This window comes from Duganella sp. Leaf61 (genome assembly GCF_001421905.1).
GTDB classification, from domain to species: domain Bacteria; phylum Pseudomonadota; class Gammaproteobacteria; order Burkholderiales; family Burkholderiaceae_D; genus Rugamonas; species Rugamonas zoogloeoides.
The window spans coordinates 68,352-87,326 of sequence record NZ_LMLM01000030.1 but is presented as its reverse complement, the minus strand read 5'-3'; the positions used below and the strand labels follow the sequence as shown (position 1 = coordinate 87,326).

Here is an 18,975-nt window from a genome sequence, read left to right as displayed (position 1 = left end):
AATGAACATCTCCCGATTTTTTGTCGACAAGCCGATTTTCTCGGCCGTCCTGTCGATCATTATTTTTGTGGCCGGCCTGATTTCGATCTTCAAGCTGCCGATCTCCGAGTACCCGGACGTGGTGCCGCCATCGGTGGTGGTGCGCGCGCAGTACCCGGGCGCCAACCCCAAGATCATCGCCGAAACCGTGGCCGCGCCACTGGAAGAGCAGATCAACGGCGTCGAGAACATGCTGTACATGTCCTCGCAAAACACGTCCGACGGCGCCCTAGCGCTGACCGTCACCTTCAAGATCGGCACCAACGTCGAGCAGGCTGAAACGCAGGTGCAGAACCGCGTCCAGCGCGCCTTGCCACGGCTGCCGGAAGAAGTGCGCCAGATCGGCGTGACGACCGTCAAGTCGTCGCCCAATCTGACCATGGTGGTCCACCTGCTGTCGCCCAATGGCCGCTACGACGACCTGTACCTGCGTAACTACGCGGTGCTGAACGTCAAGGATCAACTGGCGCGCCTGCCCGGCATGGGCGAGGTGCAGCTGTTCGGTTCCGGCGATTACGCCATGCGTGTATGGCTCGATCCGCAAAAAGTCGCTGCGCGCGGCATGACTGCCGGCGACATCGTCGATGCGATCCGCGAGCAGAACGTGCAGGTCGCGGCAGGTGTGATTGGCCAGGGCCCGAGCAAGGGCGCGGACTTCCAGCTCACCGTCAACACCCACGGCCGCCTGCAAAGCGAGGAAGAATTCGGCAACATCATCGTCAAGGCCAGCGCCGACGGCGCTGTCACGCTGCTCAAGGACGTGGCGCGCCTGGAGATGGGGTCGAACTCGTACGCACTGCGCTCGCTACTGAACAACAAGTCGGCTGCCGCGATTCCGATTTTCGAAGCGCCGAACGCCAACGCGCTGCAACTGTCGGCCGACGTACGGTCCACCATGGAACGCCTGTCGAAAGACTTCCCGGAGGGAGTGGCGTATGACATCGTCTATGACCCGACCCAGTTCGTGCGCGAATCGATCAAGTCGGTGATCCACACGCTGATCGAAGCGATCGTGCTGGTGGCGCTGGTCGTGATCATCTTCCTGCAAACCTGGCGCGCCTCGATCATTCCGCTGCTGGCCGTGCCGGTATCGGTGGTGGGTACCTTTGCAGTGATGCTGGCCTTCGGCTTCTCGATCAATACGCTGTCGCTGTTCGGCCTGGTGCTGGCCATCGGTATCGTGGTCGATGATGCGATCGTGGTGGTGGAAAACGTGGAACGTAACATCCACGACGGCCTGTCGCCGCATGATGCGACGATCCAGGCGATGAAAGAAGTCAGTGGTCCGATCATTGCGATTGCCCTGGTGCTGTGCGCCGTGTTCGTGCCGATCGCTTTCGTTTCCGGCCTGTCCGGCCAGTTCTACAAGCAGTTCGCGCTGACCATTGCGATTTCCACCGTGATTTCGGCATTCAGCTCGCTGACCCTGGCCCCGGCCCTTGCTGCAGCCCTGCTGAAACCGCACGACGCCCCGAAAGACATCGTCACACGTGGCATGGACAAGGTATTCGGCGGCTTCTTCGGCTGGTTCAACCGCTTCTTCAACCGCGCGTCGAACAACTATGAAAAAGGCGTGACCGGCGTCCTGAAACGCAAGGGTGGTTCGCTGGTGGTGTACGCCGTGCTGGCCGTCGCTGCCGGTTTCATGTTCAAGGTCGTGCCGCCGGGCTTCGTGCCGGCGCAGGACAAGCAGTACCTGATCGGCTTTGCCCAGCTGCCTGATGCCGCCTCGCTCGACCGTACCGACGCCGTGATCCGCAAGATGTCGGACATCGCCAAGGACATCCCTGGCGTGGCCAACTCGATCGCATTCCCGGGCCTGTCGATCAACGGTTTCACCAATGCGCCGAACGCCGGTATCGTGTTCGTGGGCCTGTCGGACTTCCACGAGCGCACCGGCAAGGAGCAGTCGGCCGAAGCGATCGCCGGCGAAATCAACAAGCGCATGGGCGCCATCGAAGGTGCGTTCGTGATGGTGCTGCCGCCGCCGCCGGTCAACGGCCTCGGTACCACCGGTGGCTTCAAGCTGATGCTGGAAGACCGCGACAACCTCGGTTACGACGCGCTGTATAAAGCGGTGCAGGCGGTGCAAGCGAAGGCTGCGACCAACCCGAAACTCGCTGGCGTGTTCTCGAGCTACCAGATCAACGTGCCGCAATTGTTCGCCGACGTCGATCGCGTGAAAGCCAAGCAGCTCGGTGTGCCGCTCAACACGATCTACCAGACCTTGCAGATCAACCTCGGTTCGCTGTACGTGAACGACTTCAACCAGTTTGGCCGTACCTACCAGGTGCGCGTGCAGGCCGACCAGCAGTTCCGCTCGCACGCCGAAGACATGGGCCAGCTCAAGGTCCGCAACGACCGTGGCGAAATGATCCCGCTGTCGTCGCTGATGCGCGTGAAAGACAGCTATGGCCCGGACCGCGTGCAGCGTTATAACGCCTTCGTCGCCGCCGAGATCAACGGCGCACCGGCCCCTGGCGTGTCGTCGGGCGAAGCGCAGGCCGAGATGACCAAAATCGTCGAGGAAGTGCTGCCGAAGGGTATCTCGTATGAATGGACGGAACTGGTCTACCAGGACATCCTGTCCGGTAACACCATGATGTACGTGTTCCCGCTGTGCGTGCTGCTGGTATTCCTGGTATTGGCTGCCCAATACGAAAGCTGGACCCTGCCGCTGGCCGTGATCCTGATCGTGCCGATGTCGATCCTGTGCGCCCTGATCGGCGTGAAGCTGACCGCTGGCGACAACAACGTGTTTACCCAGATCGCCCTGTTCGTGCTGGTGGGGCTGGCGTCGAAAAACGCGATCCTGATCGTGGAATTCGCCCGCGAACTGGAACTGCACGGCCGCACCATCGTGGAAGCGGCGCTGGAATCGTGCCGCCTGCGTCTGCGTCCGATCCTGATGACGTCGATCGCTTTCATCATGGGCGTGCTGCCACTGGTGTTCTCGAGCGGCGCCGGTTCGGAAATGCGTCATGCGATGGGCGTGGCGGTGTTTGCCGGCATGCTGGGCGTGACCTTCTTCGGCTTGTTCCTGACGCCCGTGTTCTACGTCCTGCTGCGCAAACTGTCGGTCAGGCTGGAACGCAAGAAAACCGTGGTGACCGGCGAGACCGTCGTCACCGCACCAAAACTGGAAGGGACCCACTAATATGAACAAGCTGCAGATGATCGCCAAAGGCGTGGCTCCCGTGCTGGCCGCATTGCTGATGACCGCATGCGCCGCACCCGAGTTCAAGCAACCGGCCATCGACGTGCCGACCGCCTTCAAGGAATCGCAGGCGCCGGTGCCGTCGGAAGTGGCCACCCACATCCAGACCGCTGCCGACGGCAGCACCTGGAAACAGGCGCAAGCCGCCGAAGCGCAGCCGCGCGGCGAATGGTGGCTCGCCTTCAACGATACCGCTTTGAATGAGCTGATCGCCGAAGCCACCCGCGCCAACGCCAACCTGGCCGTGGCGGCCGCACGCGTCAAGCAGGCCCGCGCGATTGCCGGCGTGGCCGAAGCGGACCGCATTCCGCAAGTAGGCGCCAACCTCGGCGCCCAGCGCCAGCGCGCTTCGGCGCCGTCGCTCGGCCTGCCGGACGGCACACCGGTCCGTCCCGGTAACGCTTACAGCGCCAACCTGTCGGCCAGCTACGAGATCGACCTGTTCGGCCGCGTGTCGTCCAACGTGGCGGCGGCCCGCAACGACGCCGCCTCGGTCGAAGCGACGTACCGCTCGGTGCTGCTGTCGGTGCAAGCCGACGTGGCGCAGACGTATTTCCGTCTGCGCGCCACCGACGCCGAACTGGAAACCCTGGCCCGCACCGTGCAAACGCGGGAAGAGGATGTGAAGGTCAACCAGCGCCGCTTCGACCTGGGCGATATCGGTGAATTCGACCTGTCGCGCGCCGAGACCGAACTGGCGACAGTGCGGTCCGAAGCGATCGGCCTGCAACGCCAGCGCGTGACGGCCGAGCATGCTCTGGCCGTCCTGCTGGGCAAACCGGCGGCCAGCTACACGGCCGGCGCCAGCCCGCTGCTCGACACCGCGCTGCTGCCGGTGGTACCGGCCGGCCTGCCGTCGTCGCTGCTCGAGCGCCGTCCCGACATCGCTGCCGCGCAGCGCACCATGGAAGCGGCCAACGCCCGCATCGGTGTGGCCCGGTCGGCCATGTTCCCGGCGCTGAACCTGAGCGCCACCGGCGGCGGTGCGGCGGCGCAGTCGTTCTCGAACGTGTTCGAGTGGAGCAGCCGTTCGTGGGTGCTGGGTGCGCTGATGTCGATGCCGATCATCGACGGCGGCCGCAACAAGGCCAACATCACGCGCAGCGAAGGTGCGCTGGAAGAATCGGTCGGCGCGTATCGCCAGAGCGTACTGGTGGCATTCGCCGAGGTGGAAGACAACCTGGCCGGCCTGCGCATCCTGGCCGGACAAACCGCGCAGATGGAAGCGGCGCTGGTGTCGGCGCGCCGTTCGGCCGACCTGGCGCAAAAACTGTACGCGGCAGGCCGGTCGAGCTATATCGACCTGCTGGACGCGCAGCGCAACCTGGCAGCGGTGGAGCGCACGGCGGTGCAACTGCGCGGCAACCGCGCAGTAACCACGGTGGCGCTGATCCGGGCGCTGGGCGGCGGCTGGGACAGCCCGACCGTGCAGACGGTGGCGCAGCAGTAACGGCGACAAGACCCGAGAAGGTCTCAACGTAAAAACGGACCCGCGAGGGTCCGTTTTTACTTCACGCTTCAACCCCGGTACGGGGCTGAATGGAGATGAATTACTTGGCTGGGGTAACCGGGGCAGGGGTGACCGCTGCATCGGCTTTCACCGCTTTTTCGTGGGCTTTGGCCTTGGTTTTGTGGGCCTTGGCGTGGGCGTCGGCCTTGTCGGCTTTGGCATCGGCCTGCGCTACGGCGACGTCCTTGTTGGCTTCGGCTTCTGCCTTGGCGGCTTTGGCATCGGCCTTGATATGGGCCTTGGTTTCCTTGGCGGTAGCTTTGGCATCAGCCTTGGCTTCTTTCGCTTCGGCCTTGGCAGCAGCTGGTGCAGCCGGGGTAGTAGCAGGCGTTTGAGCGAAAGCTGCGGTAGCGAACAGGCCGGCGATCACGGTAGCGATAAGTTTTTTCATGATGAAGTTCCTCGTTTCGGTTGATAGGGCCCGGGACTATTCCCGTGTCTCTGAGCGTAAAACGCGGCCCGATTCGCCGTCGTTGACGGCCTTTACAATCGCTTACATGTTCGCCATCGCACAGAGTCCAAGCAGCGCCGGGCCTACGCTGGAGGAATGACAGCCTCCCTCAAAACCTACAAGTCCAAGCGCGACTTCACCATCACCCCGGAACCGGCCGAAGGCGGCGCCGAGGGCGGTGAGCACCTGGCGTTCGTGATCCAGAAACACTGGGCCAGCCGCCTCCACTACGACTTCCGCCTGGAACTCGACGGCGTGATGATGAGCTGGGCCGTGCCCAAGGGCCCCAGCTACGACACCCACGACAAGCGCATGGCCGTGCACGTGGAAGACCACCCGATTTCGTACAACGACTTCGAAGGCACGATCCCGGCCAAGCAATACGGGGCCGGAAAGGTGATCATCTGGGACAAGGGCAGCTGGCAGCCGCACGATGATCCGCGCAAGGGCCTCGCCGCCGGCAACCTCAAGTTCACGCTGCACGGCCACAAGCTGCGCGGCCGCTGGGTACTGGTGCGCATGCGCGGCAAGGGCGAAAAGCAGGAGCCGTGGCTGCTGATCAAGGAGAAGGATGATTATGCGCGGCCGGCCACCGAATTTTCCGTGATCGATGAAATGCCCGACAGCGTGAAGGCGCTGCCAATGCCCGAGGGGGCGGGCAGGTTGACGCCGGCGGCAGCAAAGGCGTCCGATACCGGCCCCGGCACCGCAGCGACAAAGGCGGCCAAGGCCAGCAAAGCCACGAAAGCGGCCAAGGCCAGCAACGCCACGAAGACTGTCAAGGCCACGAAGACTGTCAAGGCCACGAAGACTGTCAAGGCCACGAAAGCGGCCAAGGCCAACGATGCCGCCGAGGCGGCTCAGGGCAACAGCGGCAGCAGCGTCGCAACGGCAGCCACACCGGCAAAAGCGGGCAAGGCGCCACCCAAAGTCGCGCTGCCCGAAAAACTGTCGCCACAACTGGCCACGCTGGTGGACGGCCCACCGTCGAACCGTGACGACTGGCTGTTTGAAATCAAGTTCGACGGCTACCGCATTCTGGCGCGCATCGATGGCAAGGATATCCGCCTGATTACCCGCAACGGCAACGACTGGACCCACAAGCTGCAGCCCTTACAAAAGGCACTGGCCAGCATGAAGCTGCCGCCCGGCTGGTACGACGGCGAAATCGTCGTGCACAACGACGAGGGCCGACCCGACTTCGGCCTGCTGCAAAACGCCTTTGACGCCAACGCCCCGGGCGACGTCGTCTACTTTCTGTTCGACGCGCCATACCTCGATGGCCGCGACCTGCGCGACACGCCGCTCGAACAACGCCGCGCGCAGCTGCAAGCGGTGCTCGATCAACGCCCCAGCGACACGGTACGCTACAGCGCCGCACTGGCCGCAGCGCCGGAGGACATGATTGCCGCCGCGTGCAGCATGGGCCTCGAAGGCATTATCGGCAAACGGCGCGATGCGTCTTACACGGCGCGGCGCAGCGGCAGCTGGATCAAGCTCAAATGCGGCCAGCGCCAAGAGTTCGTCATCGGCGGCTATACCGATCCGCAGGGCGCGCGCAGCGGCTTTGGTTCGCTGCTGCTGGGCACCTACGACGCCGACGGAACATTGCGCTACGCCGGCAATGTGGGCAGCGGCTTCGATGGCGCTGCCTTGCGCGACCTGAAGGCGAAAATGGACAAGCTGGCGGTCGAAAAAAGCCCGTTTGCGCCGAGCCGCGAGATCGACCGCAAAGCGCACTGGCTCAAGCCCACGCTGGTGGCGGAAGTGGCGTTCGGCGAATGGACCAGCGCCGGTTCGATCCGGCACGCGGTCTTCAAGGGACTGCGCAAGGACAAGCAGGCCACGTCCATCGTGCGTGAGCTGCCTGCGCACCTGAAGGAGGAACAAGCTGTGACAGATACCGATACTGAACCGATGGTGGCGTGCAAGCTGCCCGCATCTCTCAAGGTCACCAACGCAGATCGCGTGATCGACAAGCAAACCGGCGCCACCAAGATCGACCTGGTGCGCTATTACGCGCTGGTGGGCGCGCTGATGCTGCCGCACCTGAAAGGCCGTCCCGTCTCGCTGGTGCGCGCGCCGGCAGGCGTCGGTGGCGAGCTGTTTTTCCAGAAGCACGCCGATACCGACAAAATGGACGGCGTCAAGAACCTCAAGCAGTCGCTCGATCCCGGGCACGCGCCGATGCTGGAAGTTGCGACGCAAAAGGGCTTGCTGTCGGCAGCGCAGTGGAACATGGTGGAACTGCACACGCAAAACGCCAATGCCGCGTCGTACGACAAGCCCAATCGCATGGTGTTCGACCTAGACCCTGGCAAGGGCGTGGACTGGAAGCAGGTGCAGGAGGCGGCCACCCTGATGAAGGCCTTCCTCGATCACCTGGGCTTGCCGGCATTTTTAAAAACCAGCGGCGGCAAGGGGCTGCACGTGGTGGTGCCAATCAAGCCCGGTTACGGCTGGGATGACGTGAAGGGGTTCTCGCAGGCGATTGTCGCGCACATGGCGCAGAATATTCCCGAGCGCTTCGTGCTCAAAAGTGGACCGAGCAACCGGGTAGGGAAGATCTTTATCGATTACCTGCGCAACGGTCGCGGGTCCACCACCGCGTGCGCCTGGTCGGCGCGGGCGCGGCCCGGGCTGGGGATTTCGGTGCCCGTGAGCTGGGAAGAACTGGGCGAGCTGCGCGGCGGCGACCACTGGACGGTCGCCACTGTGCACACGCGGCTGGACGTGGGCAATGCGCCGTGGGACGGCTATGCCAAGGCCGCCAAGGGACTGGCGCCGGCGATGAAGATGCTCGACTTTAAACCGGAGAAGTGAGGAGCACCGTTCTCGTCCAGCCATTGCGTCAAGCCGCCTTGCGCGCAGTCGATGACTTGGCCGCAGGCTTGCGAGGCGCCGCCGCCTTGGCTTTGGCAGGGGCCGACTTGGCAGCGGCAGCCCGCTTGCGCGGCGCCGGCGCCTTTTCTTCCGCCTCATCTTCGTCTGCAGCAGCCGGTCTGGCCTTGGCGGGCGCTTTGCCCGGCCGCTTGCCCAGGCTGTCCTGCAGCAATGCCACCAAATCCACCACGTTCGACGACTTGGGCGCCTTGCGTTCCGGTTCCGGTGCGGTGAGGGTCTTGGTCTGGCCAGCCTTGATCTTTTTCTTGATCAGCGCCATCACGTCTTCCTTGTAGGTGTCGTGGTATTGCGACGGCTTCCATTCCTCGGTCATGCCTTCGACCAGCGACAGCGCCATGTTCAATTCCTTGTCGCTGATGCCGGCGCCCTTGAGCGTGACGGGTGGCAGCTTGAGGTCTTCGCTGTCGCGGATCTCGGTCTCGAACCGCAGCGTATTGAGCACGATCTTGTCGTCCATGCACACCAGCGCGCACAGGTGTTGCTTGGTGCGGATCACCACCGTGGCGATGGCGATCTTGCCGGCCTTGCGCAGTGTTTCGCGCAGCAGAGCATACACCTTGGCGCCGCCCTTAGAAGGCGCCAGATAATAGGGGTGCTCGTAATAGGTGAGCGGCACGTCGGCCGCATCGACAAAGGCCTGGATGTCGATGGTGCCGGTGGCCTCCACGTTGGCGCGCTTGAGGTCTTCGTCCGACAGCACTACGTACTCGCCGTCTTCGTACTCGTAGCCCTTGACGATATCGTCCCAATCGACGTCCTTGCCGTTCTTCTTGTTATAGCGCTTGTAGCCCACGGGCGAAAAGTCGCGCCGGTCCAGCATCGACAGGTCGAGGTCGTGCTCCTGCACGGCCGTGTACAGGTCCACCGGGATGTGCACCAGGCCAAAGCTGATGGCGCCTTTCCACAACGCGCGGGCGGCCACGGTCAGCTCCCCACCGAACCGGTTACCGGCAGCACGATGCCGGTGATGTAGCTCGCGCATGAAGGCGCAGCCAGGAACACGTAAGCGGGTGAGAGCTCCTGCGGCTGGGCCGGACGGCGCATGTCGGCCTGCGCGCCGAATTCGGTGATCTTGTCGGGCGACTGGTCGGCCGGATTGAGCGGCGTCCAGACCGGGCCGGGCGCCACCGCATTGACGCGGATGCCCAGCTCCAGCAGGTTCGACGCCAGCGACATGGTAAAAGCGTGGATCGCACCCTTGGTGGTCGAGTAGTCGATCAGGTGGGCCGAGCCTTTGAGGCCCACTACCGAACCGGTGTTGATGATCGATCCGCCTTTTTTCAGGAAGGGCACCACCGCCTTGGCCATGTGGAAGTAGCCATACACATTGGTTTTCATGGTCATGTCGAACCGTTCCTCGGTGAGGTCGGTGATTTTCTCGGCATGCTCCTGGAATGCGGCGTTGTTGACCAGGATGTCGAGGCGGCCGAAGCGCTTGTGCACCTGTTCGGCCACCTCGCGGCAGAATTGCGCCTCGCGCACGTCGCCGCGCATCAGGAGGCAGCTGCGGCCTTCCGCTTCCACGTAACGCTTCGTGTCGATCGCATCCTGGTCTTCCTCGAGATAGACGATGGCGACATCGGCGCCTTCTCGGGCATACAGCACCGCCACGGCGCGGCCGATGCCCGAATCGCCGCCGGTGATGATGGCGGCCATGCCTTCGAGCTTGCCGCTGCCCTGGTAGTCGGGGGCCATGAATTCCGGTTGCAGTTCCATCTGGGCTTCGAGCCCCGGCTTGGCCAGGTGCTGCGCGGGCAGGGGCGTGCCGGGGTAGTCATGGTCGGTAGTTTGCACCGGTCCCTGACGCTCGCCGGACTGGCTGCCGCCCGAACGTTGTTTTTTCTTTTGGTCGGCCTGGTCCTGACGCTGCTGGATCTCGCGCTGCTGGCTGGCGGTGCCGTTGGTACTACCGCTGCGGTTACCTCGATTATGCTGGTTGTCCATGCTGCCTCCGATTGCAATGAACTGCCAGTATTGGCGCCGTCCCTTACGATGACGGTGCGTTTCGCCACATAAGCCCGGATTTGCGCGGCGCTGCCGGCCATGCCGGCCTATAGATTATCCTCGTCATGTATAATCGAAGCATCTTGAACGGGAGGCCGCGCATGAAAGTCAGCAGGGAACAAGTGGCGCTCAACCGCGAGCGCATCGTGGAAACCGCCGCCCGGCTGTTTCGCCAGAAGGGCTATGACGGCATCGGCGTGGCCGACCTGATGAAAGGCGCAGGCCTCACGCACGGCGGCTTTTATGGCCACTTCGCCTCGAAAGAGGATTTGCTGGCCGAGGCCACCGCGCACGCCTTGCAGCGGTCGGTGCAGCGCTGGCAGGAAAAGACGGCCAGTGATCCGGTCGCCGGCCTGTCCGAACTCGCCAGCGGTTACCTCTCCACGCGCCACCGCGACCATCCCGAAAACGGCTGCGCCATCGCCGCGCTGGGGCCTGACGTGGCGCGGCTGGGGCCGGCCGCACGCAGTGCGATGACAGCTGGCGTGGTGGGGCAGGTCGCGGTGGTGGAAAAATGCCTGGCAGGGGAAGGTGCCGATGTCGCCGCCGTTCGCCAGCAAGCACTGGCCACCTACGCCGCCATGGTGGGCGCGATGGTACTGGCCCGCGCGGTCAATGACGAAGCGCTGTCGCAGGAAATCCTGGCGGCGGTGCGCGCACAAATATCGGCAAGCGACGCGAGCTGATTCTGCTTATGTGTTTTCCGTATTAACAAATGCGAAAAACGCATTTGGCGCTGGACCGCCGCGGGTCTATCGCGTACCCTGTCGCTTTCCCCGTTTTTCGAATTCCAGCATGCTGCATTGGTTGAAGCACTACCGGCGCGCGCTCCTGCCCGGCGATATCAGCGCCGGCCTGGTCGTGGCCATGATGATGATCCCGCAGGGCATGGCCTACGCCATGGTGGCCGGGCTGCCGCCGGTGGTGGGCCTCTACGCCAGCATCATGCCGCCCGTGGTGTATGCGCTGTTTGGCAGCAGCATGACGCAATCGGTCGGCCCCATGGCCATCATCTCGCTGATGACAGCCGCCGCCATCGGCCCGCTGGCCGTACCCGGTTCCACCCTGGCTGCGGTGCTGGCGGCCCAACTGGCGGTGGTGGCCGGCGCCACTCTGCTGCTGTGCGGCCTGCTGCGCATGGGCTTTCTCGCCAATTTCTTTTCGCGTCCCGTGATGAGCGGCTTCACCGTCGGCTCGGCCATTGTGATCGCGTTCGACCAGGTACATACCCTGCTGGGCGTCCCGATCGCCGACGTATTGAAGCTGCACGTGCATCTGCCCAGTGCGCTGCTGGGCGTGGGTTCGCTGGCGTTGCTGCTGCTGGCGCGCCGGTACCTGGCCGGCGTGCTGCGCGCCTGCGGCCTGCCGCCGCTGGCGGCCGACATCGGCACCAAGCTCGCGCCGATGCTGGTGGTGCTGGGCGGGATCGCCCTGATGGCCTTTACCGGCCTGCACGACCTGGGCGTGCGCACCACCGGCGCGGTGCCGGCCGGGCTGCCGGGGCTCAATCTCGCCACGTCCAGCGCGCACTGGCCGGCGCTGCTGCAACCGGGCCTGCTGATCGGCTTCATGGTGTTCCTGATGTCGATGTCGGCGGCGCAGTCGCTGGCCCTCAAGCGCAATGAAAAGCTGGTCAGCAACCATGAACTGATTGGCCTTGGTGCGGCCAACGTGGCCAGCGCACTGTCCGGCGGTTTTCCCGTCACCGGCAGCCTGTCGCGCTCCGCCGTCAATTTCGCGGCCGGCGCCAACACCCCGCTGGCGAGCCTGATCACGGCGGCGTTGCTGGCCTGCGCGCTGCTGGCGCCCACCGGCTGGCTGGCATTGCTGCCGCTGCCGGTGCTGGCCGCCACCATCATCGTTGCCGTATTGGGCATGCTGGAACTGGGCATCGTGCGCACCGCCTGGTCGTACGACCGCAGCGACGTGCTGGCGTGGGCCGCCACCTGCCTGGGCGTGCTGGTGCTGGGCGTGGAGGCGGGCGTGATCGTGGGCGTGGCGCTGTCGATGGGCACCCTGATCTGGCGCGCCAGCCGCCCGCATATCGCGGTGCTGGGCCGCATCGCGGGCAGCGAGCATTTCCGCAATATCGAGCGCTATCCGGCCGCCACCCAGCCGGAACTGCTGATCCTGCGCATCGACGCCAATCTGTTCTTCGGCAACGTGGAATCGGTGAGCGAACGGATCGAGTGCGAACTGCGCACCCACCAGAGCGCGCGCGACCTGCTGCTGGTGATGACGGCGGTCAGCTCGATCGACACCACCGCCCTGTACGCGCTGGCGGAACTGAATCAGAGCCTCAAGCGGCGCAACATCGGCCTGCACCTGGCCGAGGTGAAGGGGCCGGTGATGGACCGCCTGCGCCACAGCGACCTGCTGCGCGACCTGAACGGCAAACTGTTCCTCAGCACGGCGATGGCCTGCGACCACATCCAGGCCGGCCAGCAATAATACGCATGGACTTCCGGCCGGATTGACAATATGATCAAGGGCAACGTTCCAAATCCACCCACCGCTGGCCCGCTGATAATCTACCGATGCTGCACCGACTTGCCCGCCGTGCGGGACGAATTTCGATTGCCACCTTCGTCAGCGTGACGCTGACTGCCGTCGTCACCGTGGTGCTGGCCACCTTCGCGTTGTATTTCTATTCGCTCGAACGCGCGCAGCGCTGGGAGCAGTTGCACAAGACCCTGGCCAACAGCGCCGACGAACTGGCGGCCGCCGTGGCACTGCCGGCCTGGAACTTCGACGACAACCAGATCACCACCATCATCAAGAGCGGCTTGAGCAACCGCGACCTGTATGCCGGCGCGGTCACGCCGGCCACCGGCGGCAAGGCCTTCATCCTTGCCCGCAACGAGCAGGGGCAGCTGCACGAAACCACGCGCCTGCCCGACAACCCCGACCTGCTGTCGGAACGGCGCGACATCGTCGCCGCCGGGCAACTGATCGGCGCCATTACCGTGTACGCCTCGCCGGAGGCGATGATCGAACAGCTGCGCCAGCGCCTCTATACTATTGCCGGCATGATTTTCGTGCTCGACGTGACGCTGGTGTTCTGCCTGTACCTGCTGTTGTCGCACATGATCTTCAAGCCGATCACCACCATCGAACGCTATGCCGCCAACGTCAAGGCCGGCCAGAACCCGGGCGCCTTGCCGCCGCGCGACTGGTTCTTCGGCGAACTGCGCACCCTCAACGCCTCGATGCGCGAGATGGTGCAGCTGATGGACAGCCGCTACAAGGCCATGCACGACAGCGAGGAGCGGCTGCAGATCGCCAGCAGCGCGGCCTCGATCGGGATCTGGGACTGGAATATCCACAGTGACAAGATGGTGTGGGACGAGCAGATGCACCGGCTCTACGGGGTGGCGGACGGCCACACCGGGCCGCACCGGTCGGCGGTCGAAAACTGGATGCTGATGGTGCACCCCGATGACGCCGTGCCGCTGCACGAACTGCTCACGCGCGCGCTGGCCGGCGCCGGCGACTTCGACAGCGAATACCGCGTGCGGTGGCCGGACGGCTCGCTGCATTACCTGCACGGCGAGGCGGTGATCTTCCGCGACCCGGACGGCAGCCCCGCGCGCATGGTGGGGGTATGTTACGACGTCACCGAGCAGAAAATCGCCGAGCAGGAGCTGCGCCGCCACCGCATCCACCTGGAAGATTTGGTCACCGAACGCACCAACGCGCTGTCGGTGGCAGTGCGCCAGGCGCAGGCGGCCAACCAGGCCAAGAGCATTTTTCTGGCCAATATGAGCCACGAGCTGCGCACGCCCCTCAATTCCGTGATCGGCTTCTCGCGCCTGATGGCCGATTCCAAGCACATGCTGCCCGAAGAGAAGCGCAATCTCGCCATCATCCACCGCTCGGGCGAACACCTGCTCACGCTGATCAACGCCATCCTCGAACTCTCGCGCATCGAGGCCGGGCGCGCCACGCTGCAAACCGAGGCGGTGCGCATCGACGACGTGCTGCAGGAAGTGATGGACATGGTGAGCATGCGCGCGGGCCAGACCGGCGTGCACCTGACGCTGGACGCCGTCGGTTTGCCGCCGGGCGCGCGGGTGGACGGCACCAAGCTGCGGCAAGTGCTGCTCAACCTGATGTCGAATGCGGTCAAATTCACCGGCCAGGGCAATGTCACGCTGCGCGTGGCCGGCACGCCGGTCGATGGCGGCCAGTGCGAGCTGGCGTTTGCCGTGATCGACGACGGCCCCGGCATCTCGCCCATCGACCAGACCCGCATCTTCGAGCCGTTCATCCAGGCGGAAGGGCCGGGCGCCAAGGAAGGCACGGGCCTGGGCCTGACCATTTCGCGCGAATTCGTGCAACTGATGGGCGGCGTACTGTCGGTGCAGTCGGTGCGCGGCGCCGGCGCCACCTTCCGGTTCACCATCTGCGCGCCGGTCGCCGACGCAGCGCAGCTGGCGGCGGCGGGCGGCATCAGCTCGCAGGAAATGCAGCGTGCGCGCCGCTTGCTGACCGCGCCGCCCGAGGGCGCCGGTCTGCGCACCGCCGTGCCGCTGGCCGCCGCCGACCTGGCGCAGCTGGGGCCGGACCTGCGCGCCCAGCTCAAGGCGGCGTTGCAGGATCTGAACCTGGCCCGCGTGGCGCTGCTGCTGGAGCCGCTGCCACCCGAGCTGCACGCCGTGGTCGACGGCATCGAACACATGGTACGGCTGCACCAGTACCCGCAACTGTGCACGCTGTTGGACCAGGCTGGAGCACAAGGCAGTTGAGGTATATGATGACGTTTGGATCACACGCATTTGGCGCGATAGAGAGTATTCATGCACCGGGACTTATCGGAACAACACACCAAGGGTGAAGTGCTGATCGTGGAAGACACGCCGGCCTCGCTCAAGCTCCTCAGCGACCTGCTGACCGACGCGGGCTACTCCGTGCGGCAGGCGCCCAATGGCGAACTGGCCTTGTGGACCGCGCAATCGCGCCCGCCGGAACTGATCCTGCTAGACATCCGCATGCCCGGCATCGACGGCTTCGAAGTATGCCGGCGCCTGAAGGAGTCGCCGGAACTGCGCCAGGTGCCGGTGATTTTCCTCTCGGCCCAGCATGACACCGACGACAAGGTGCGCGGCTTTGCCCTGGGCGCGGTGGACTTCATCGCCAAGCCGTTCCAGGCCGAGGAAATCCTGGCCCGCACCGACGCCCACGTGCGCCTGGGCCGCGCCCAGCACGCGCTGGCGCAGGAGCGCGCCACGCTCGAACAGCGGGTGGCCGAGCGCACGGCCGAACTGGCGCGCGAGATCGAGCAGCGCCGCGCCAACGAGGAATTCATGCGCCTGTCGAGCCAGGTGTTCGAGGCCACCCGCGACGCCATCGTCGTCACCGATCCCGAGGCGCGCATCGTCGCCACCAATCCCGCCTTTACGCAAATTTCCGGCTACACGCGGGAAGAAGTATTGGGCCGCAATGTCACCATGCTGCATGCCGGTGAACAGGATGCCGCCAACCTGGGCGTGGTGGTGCAGGCCATGGCCAGGAGCGGCCACTGGTCGGGCGAGCTGCTGGCGCGGCGCAAGAATGGTGAAACCTATCCCGGCCTGCTCAGCGCCTCCACCTTGCGCAATGCGGCGGGGGAGGTCACCAACCACGTGGCGCTGTTCCTCGATATCACCGAGCGCAAGGCCGAGCAGCACCTGATCGACTTCCTGTCCCACCACGACGCACTGACCGGGCTGCCCAACCGCCTGCTGGCGCGCCAGCGCTTCGAGCAGTCGCTGGCCGGCGCCCGCCGCGACGGCCGCTGCGTCGCCGTGATGTGCCTCGACCTCGACCGCTTCCGCAGCATCAACGACTCGTACGGCCACGAGGTAGGGGACAAGGCGTTGCAGGTGGTGTCGCACTTCCTCACCGACAGCGTGCGCGAGGGCGACATCGTCACCCGCCAGGGCGGCGACGAATTCCAGATCGTGGTGCAGGACGACAGCCAGCTGGGCGCCACCATGGCGCTGGCGCAGAAAATCCTGGCCGGCTTGCGCAAAGAGCTGGTGATCGACGGCCAGCAGATCACGGTCACCGCCAGCATCGGCATCGCCGTCAGCCTCACCGACGGCGACAGCTTCGACGAACTGATACGCAGCGCCGACACCGCGCTGTACCGTGCCAAGGAAACCGGTCGCGATAACTACGCCTTCTTCACCGAGCGGATGGACGCCGAGATCCGCGACAAGCTGGCGATCCAGAGCCAGCTGCGCGGCGCCATCGCCCGCGACGAATTCGAGGTCCACTACCAGCCGCAAATGTGCCTGCGCAGTGGCCGGCTGGCGGGCGCCGAGGCGCTGCTGCGCTGGAATAACGCGGTGCTGGGCCGGGTGCCGCCGAACCGTTTCATCCCTCTGGCCGAAGAATATGGCCTGGTCAATTCGATCGGCGACTGGGTGCTGGAAAGCGTGTGCGCGCAAATTCGCGCTTGGCAGGACCAGGGGCTCGGCGAGGTCAAGGTATCGGTCAACCTGGCCGCCGGCCAGTTCGCCAATGACGCCACGGTGCCGTACGTGGAAAGTACGCTGCGCCACTTCGGCATCGCGCCGTCGTGCCTGGGCCTGGAGATCACCGAGGGTACCGTGATGGGCGACCCGGACAAGGCGGTGGCCGCGCTGCACCGGCTCAAGGACATCGGCGTGTCGATCTCGCTCGACGACTTCGGCACCGGTTACTCGAGCCTCGGCTACCTCAAGCGCTTCCCGATCGACACCCTCAAGATCGACAAGTCGTTCGTCGACGACGTTACCACCAGCGCCAACGATGCGGCGATCGCGCTGTCGGTCATCTCGCTGGCGCACAACCTCAATATGCAGGTGATCGCGGAGGGCGTGGAAACGCGCGAGCAGGTGCAGTTCCTCACCGAACGCGGCTGCGACGAAATGCAGGGATACTTTTTCAGCCGGCCGGTCAGCGCCGGCGAGTTCACCGAATTGCTGCGCGAGCGGCGCAATCTGTTTGACGTCTAGGAGCCTTATGCACAAGAAGTTCAGCACCATCGAGTTCAGCACCATTGCCGGCGTGGTTGCCGGCGCCTGCCTGGTATTGTCGATGAACGCCCAGGCGGCCGCCAGGCCCGGACCGGCCGACGCCCGCTTCAAGGCCATCTACACCGAAGAACTGAAGTGGCGCCAGACGCAGAAGCAGGAAAGCGACGAGGACGACGACAATGGTGTGACCGCCGCGCTGCCGCGCATTGACGCGGCCACCCAGGCCAAACGGCTGGCCTACTGGCAGGGCGTGCTGAAAAAGCTGGACGGCATCGACCCGGCCAGCCTGTCCGGTGAAGAGCATATCAACTACCAGGTGTACAAGGCGCAGATTGCGGCGCTGGTGGCGGACATCGCCTTCCGCGAATACGAAAAGCCGCTCAACGCCGATACCGCGTTCTGGTCCAACCTGGCGTATTCCGCGCGCCGCCCGATGACCACCGAGAAGGAATATCGCGCCTACATCCGCCAGTTGAACGATGTGCCGCGCTACTTCGACGAGGAAGTCGTCAACATGCGCGCCGGTCTGGCGCGCGGCTTCACCCCGCCCAAGGTGACGCTGGTGGGGCGTGATTCGTCGATCTCCTCGGTGGCCGACGCGAAAACGCCGCAGGACAGCATCTACTACGAGCCGTTCAAAACCATGCCGGCCACCATGCCGGCGGCGCTGCAGAACGAATTGCGTGCGCAGGGCGTGAAAGCCATTGCCACGGCGGTGCAGCCGTCGTTCGTCAAGCTGCTCGGTTTCATGCGCGACGAGTACGTGCCCAAGGCGCGCGAAGACCTGGCTGCCGAGAACCTCCCCGACGGCAAAGCCTATTACCAGTCGAAGATCGTCGAATTCACCACCACCAATCTGACCGCCGACGAGATCCACCAGATCGGCGTGGCGGAAATGGCCAAGATCCGCGCCGAGATGCAGGACGTGATAAAGCAGACCGGTTTCGAGGGAGATTTGCCGGCCTTTTTGCACTTCCTGCGCACCGATCCGCGCTTCTACGCCAAGACCCCGGAAGAGCTGTTGATGCGCTCGGCCTGGGTGGCCAAGAAGTTCGACGGCAAGGTGGCCCAGTACTTCGGCTACCTGCCGCGCCGCCGCTTCGCCATCATCCCGGTGCCGCCCGACCAGGCGCCGTTCTACACGTCGGGCCGGGGCGGTCCGGGCGTGTACCTGGTGAACACCTACAACCTGCCATCGCGCGCGCTGTACAGCATGCCGGCGTTGACGCTGCATGAGTCGGCGCCGGGCCACGCGTTCCAGATGCCGGTCGCGATGGAGCAGAAAGGCCGGCCGTCGTTCCGCAACGCGTACATCTCGGCCTATGGCGAGGGCTGGGCGCTGTACACCGAACGCCTCGGCGCCGAGATGGGCATTTACGAGACCCCGTACGAAACCTTCGGCATGCTCAGTTACCAGGCCTGGCGCGCTTCGCGCCTGGTGGTCGATACCGGCATCCACAGCAAGGGCTGGACCCGCAAGCAGGCGCAGGACTATCTGCGCGCCAATACCGCGCTGTCGGATCACGAAATCGAAACCGAGGTCGATCGCTACATCTCGTGGCCGGGGCAGGCGCTGTCGTACTACCTGGGCCAGATGAGCATCATCAAGGCGCGCCGCAAGGCGGAAGCCGCGCTCGGCGAGAAGTTTGATATCCGCCATTTCCACGACACCGTGCTGCAACTGGGGTCGGTGCCGCTGCCGGTGCTGGAAGCGCGCATCGACCTGTTCATCAAGGAAGGCGGCAAGAGCCCGTACCCGAACCTGGATTAACGCCAACGGTGACAATTGGCGCATTTTTGATCACGGCGGATGAAGTAATATTGTTCTTTTGAATAATCCGACTTC

Annotated in this window: 11 protein-coding genes; 8 read left to right on the top strand and 3 right to left on the bottom strand. The window is 64.6% G+C overall.

Annotated elements, in window-relative coordinates; all coding sequences use genetic code 11:
* Position 1 precedes the first annotated feature (1 nt).
* A complete protein-coding gene (locus tag ASF04_RS20635; protein WP_056146137.1) occupies positions 2-3,196 on the top strand; it encodes an efflux RND transporter permease subunit in 3,195 nt (1,064 codons plus the stop codon).
* A gap of 1 nt (position 3,197) precedes the next feature.
* Positions 3,198-4,706 (top strand): efflux transporter outer membrane subunit, encoded by a 1,509-nt coding sequence (locus tag ASF04_RS20630; protein ID WP_056146134.1) that lies wholly within the window; start codon positions 3,198-3,200, stop codon positions 4,704-4,706.
* A 100-nt stretch (positions 4,707-4,806) separates the two neighbouring features.
* Here the strand turns inward: ASF04_RS20630 and ASF04_RS20625 are convergent, their stop codons facing one another.
* Entirely contained in the window at positions 4,807-5,157 is a 351-nt protein-coding gene (locus tag ASF04_RS20625) for a hypothetical protein (RefSeq protein WP_056146131.1), read from the bottom strand.
* Between the two features lie 156 nt (positions 5,158-5,313).
* On the opposite strand from ASF04_RS20625, the gene ligD reads away from it, so the two are divergent.
* Positions 5,314-8,040 carry a DNA ligase D gene (ligD, locus tag ASF04_RS20620; RefSeq protein WP_056146128.1) on the top strand — a complete coding sequence of 909 codons (2,727 nt, stop codon included), beginning with the start codon at positions 5,314-5,316 and terminating at the stop codon, positions 8,038-8,040.
* A 28-nt stretch (positions 8,041-8,068) separates the two neighbouring features.
* On the opposite strand, the gene ASF04_RS20615 is transcribed toward ligD, so the two are convergent.
* Together ASF04_RS20615 and ASF04_RS20610 are read right to left on the bottom strand one after the other, a co-directional pair.
* The gene (locus ASF04_RS20615; protein WP_056146124.1) at positions 8,069-9,043 is read right to left on the bottom strand and encodes a Ku protein; all 975 of its coding nucleotides are present in this window, start codon (positions 9,041-9,043) and stop codon (positions 8,069-8,071) included.
* Between the two features lie 2 nt (positions 9,044-9,045).
* Positions 9,046-10,065: an SDR family oxidoreductase gene (locus ASF04_RS20610; RefSeq protein WP_056146120.1), complete on the bottom strand. Its 1,020-nt coding sequence runs from the start codon at positions 10,063-10,065 to the stop codon at positions 9,046-9,048.
* Positions 10,066-10,226: 161 nt separating this feature from the next.
* On the opposite strand from ASF04_RS20610, the gene ASF04_RS20605 reads away from it, so the two are divergent.
* The 5 genes from ASF04_RS20605 (at position 10,227) to ASF04_RS20585 (ending at position 18,900) form a co-directional block, all read left to right on the top strand.
* Positions 10,227-10,811 (top strand): TetR/AcrR family transcriptional regulator, encoded by a 585-nt coding sequence (locus ASF04_RS20605; RefSeq protein WP_056146117.1) that lies wholly within the window; start codon positions 10,227-10,229, stop codon positions 10,809-10,811.
* Between the two features lie 109 nt (positions 10,812-10,920).
* On the top strand, positions 10,921-12,576 hold the full coding sequence (locus tag ASF04_RS20600) for a SulP family inorganic anion transporter (protein WP_056146115.1): 1,656 nt from the start codon (positions 10,921-10,923) through the stop codon (positions 12,574-12,576).
* 86 nt (positions 12,577-12,662) lie between these two features.
* Positions 12,663-14,873 carry a HAMP domain-containing sensor histidine kinase gene (locus tag ASF04_RS20595; protein WP_056146113.1) on the top strand — a complete coding sequence of 737 codons (2,211 nt, stop codon included), beginning with the start codon at positions 12,663-12,665 and terminating at the stop codon, positions 14,871-14,873.
* Between the two features lie 51 nt (positions 14,874-14,924).
* Complete coding sequence (locus ASF04_RS20590) at positions 14,925-17,108, top strand: GGDEF domain-containing response regulator (RefSeq protein ID WP_056146109.1); 2,184 nt, start codon at positions 14,925-14,927, stop codon at positions 17,106-17,108.
* 7 nt (positions 17,109-17,115) lie between these two features.
* On the top strand, positions 17,116-18,900 hold the full coding sequence (locus ASF04_RS20585; protein ID WP_056146107.1) for a DUF885 family protein: 1,785 nt from the start codon (positions 17,116-17,118) through the stop codon (positions 18,898-18,900).
* The last annotated feature ends 75 nt before the right edge of the window (positions 18,901-18,975 follow it).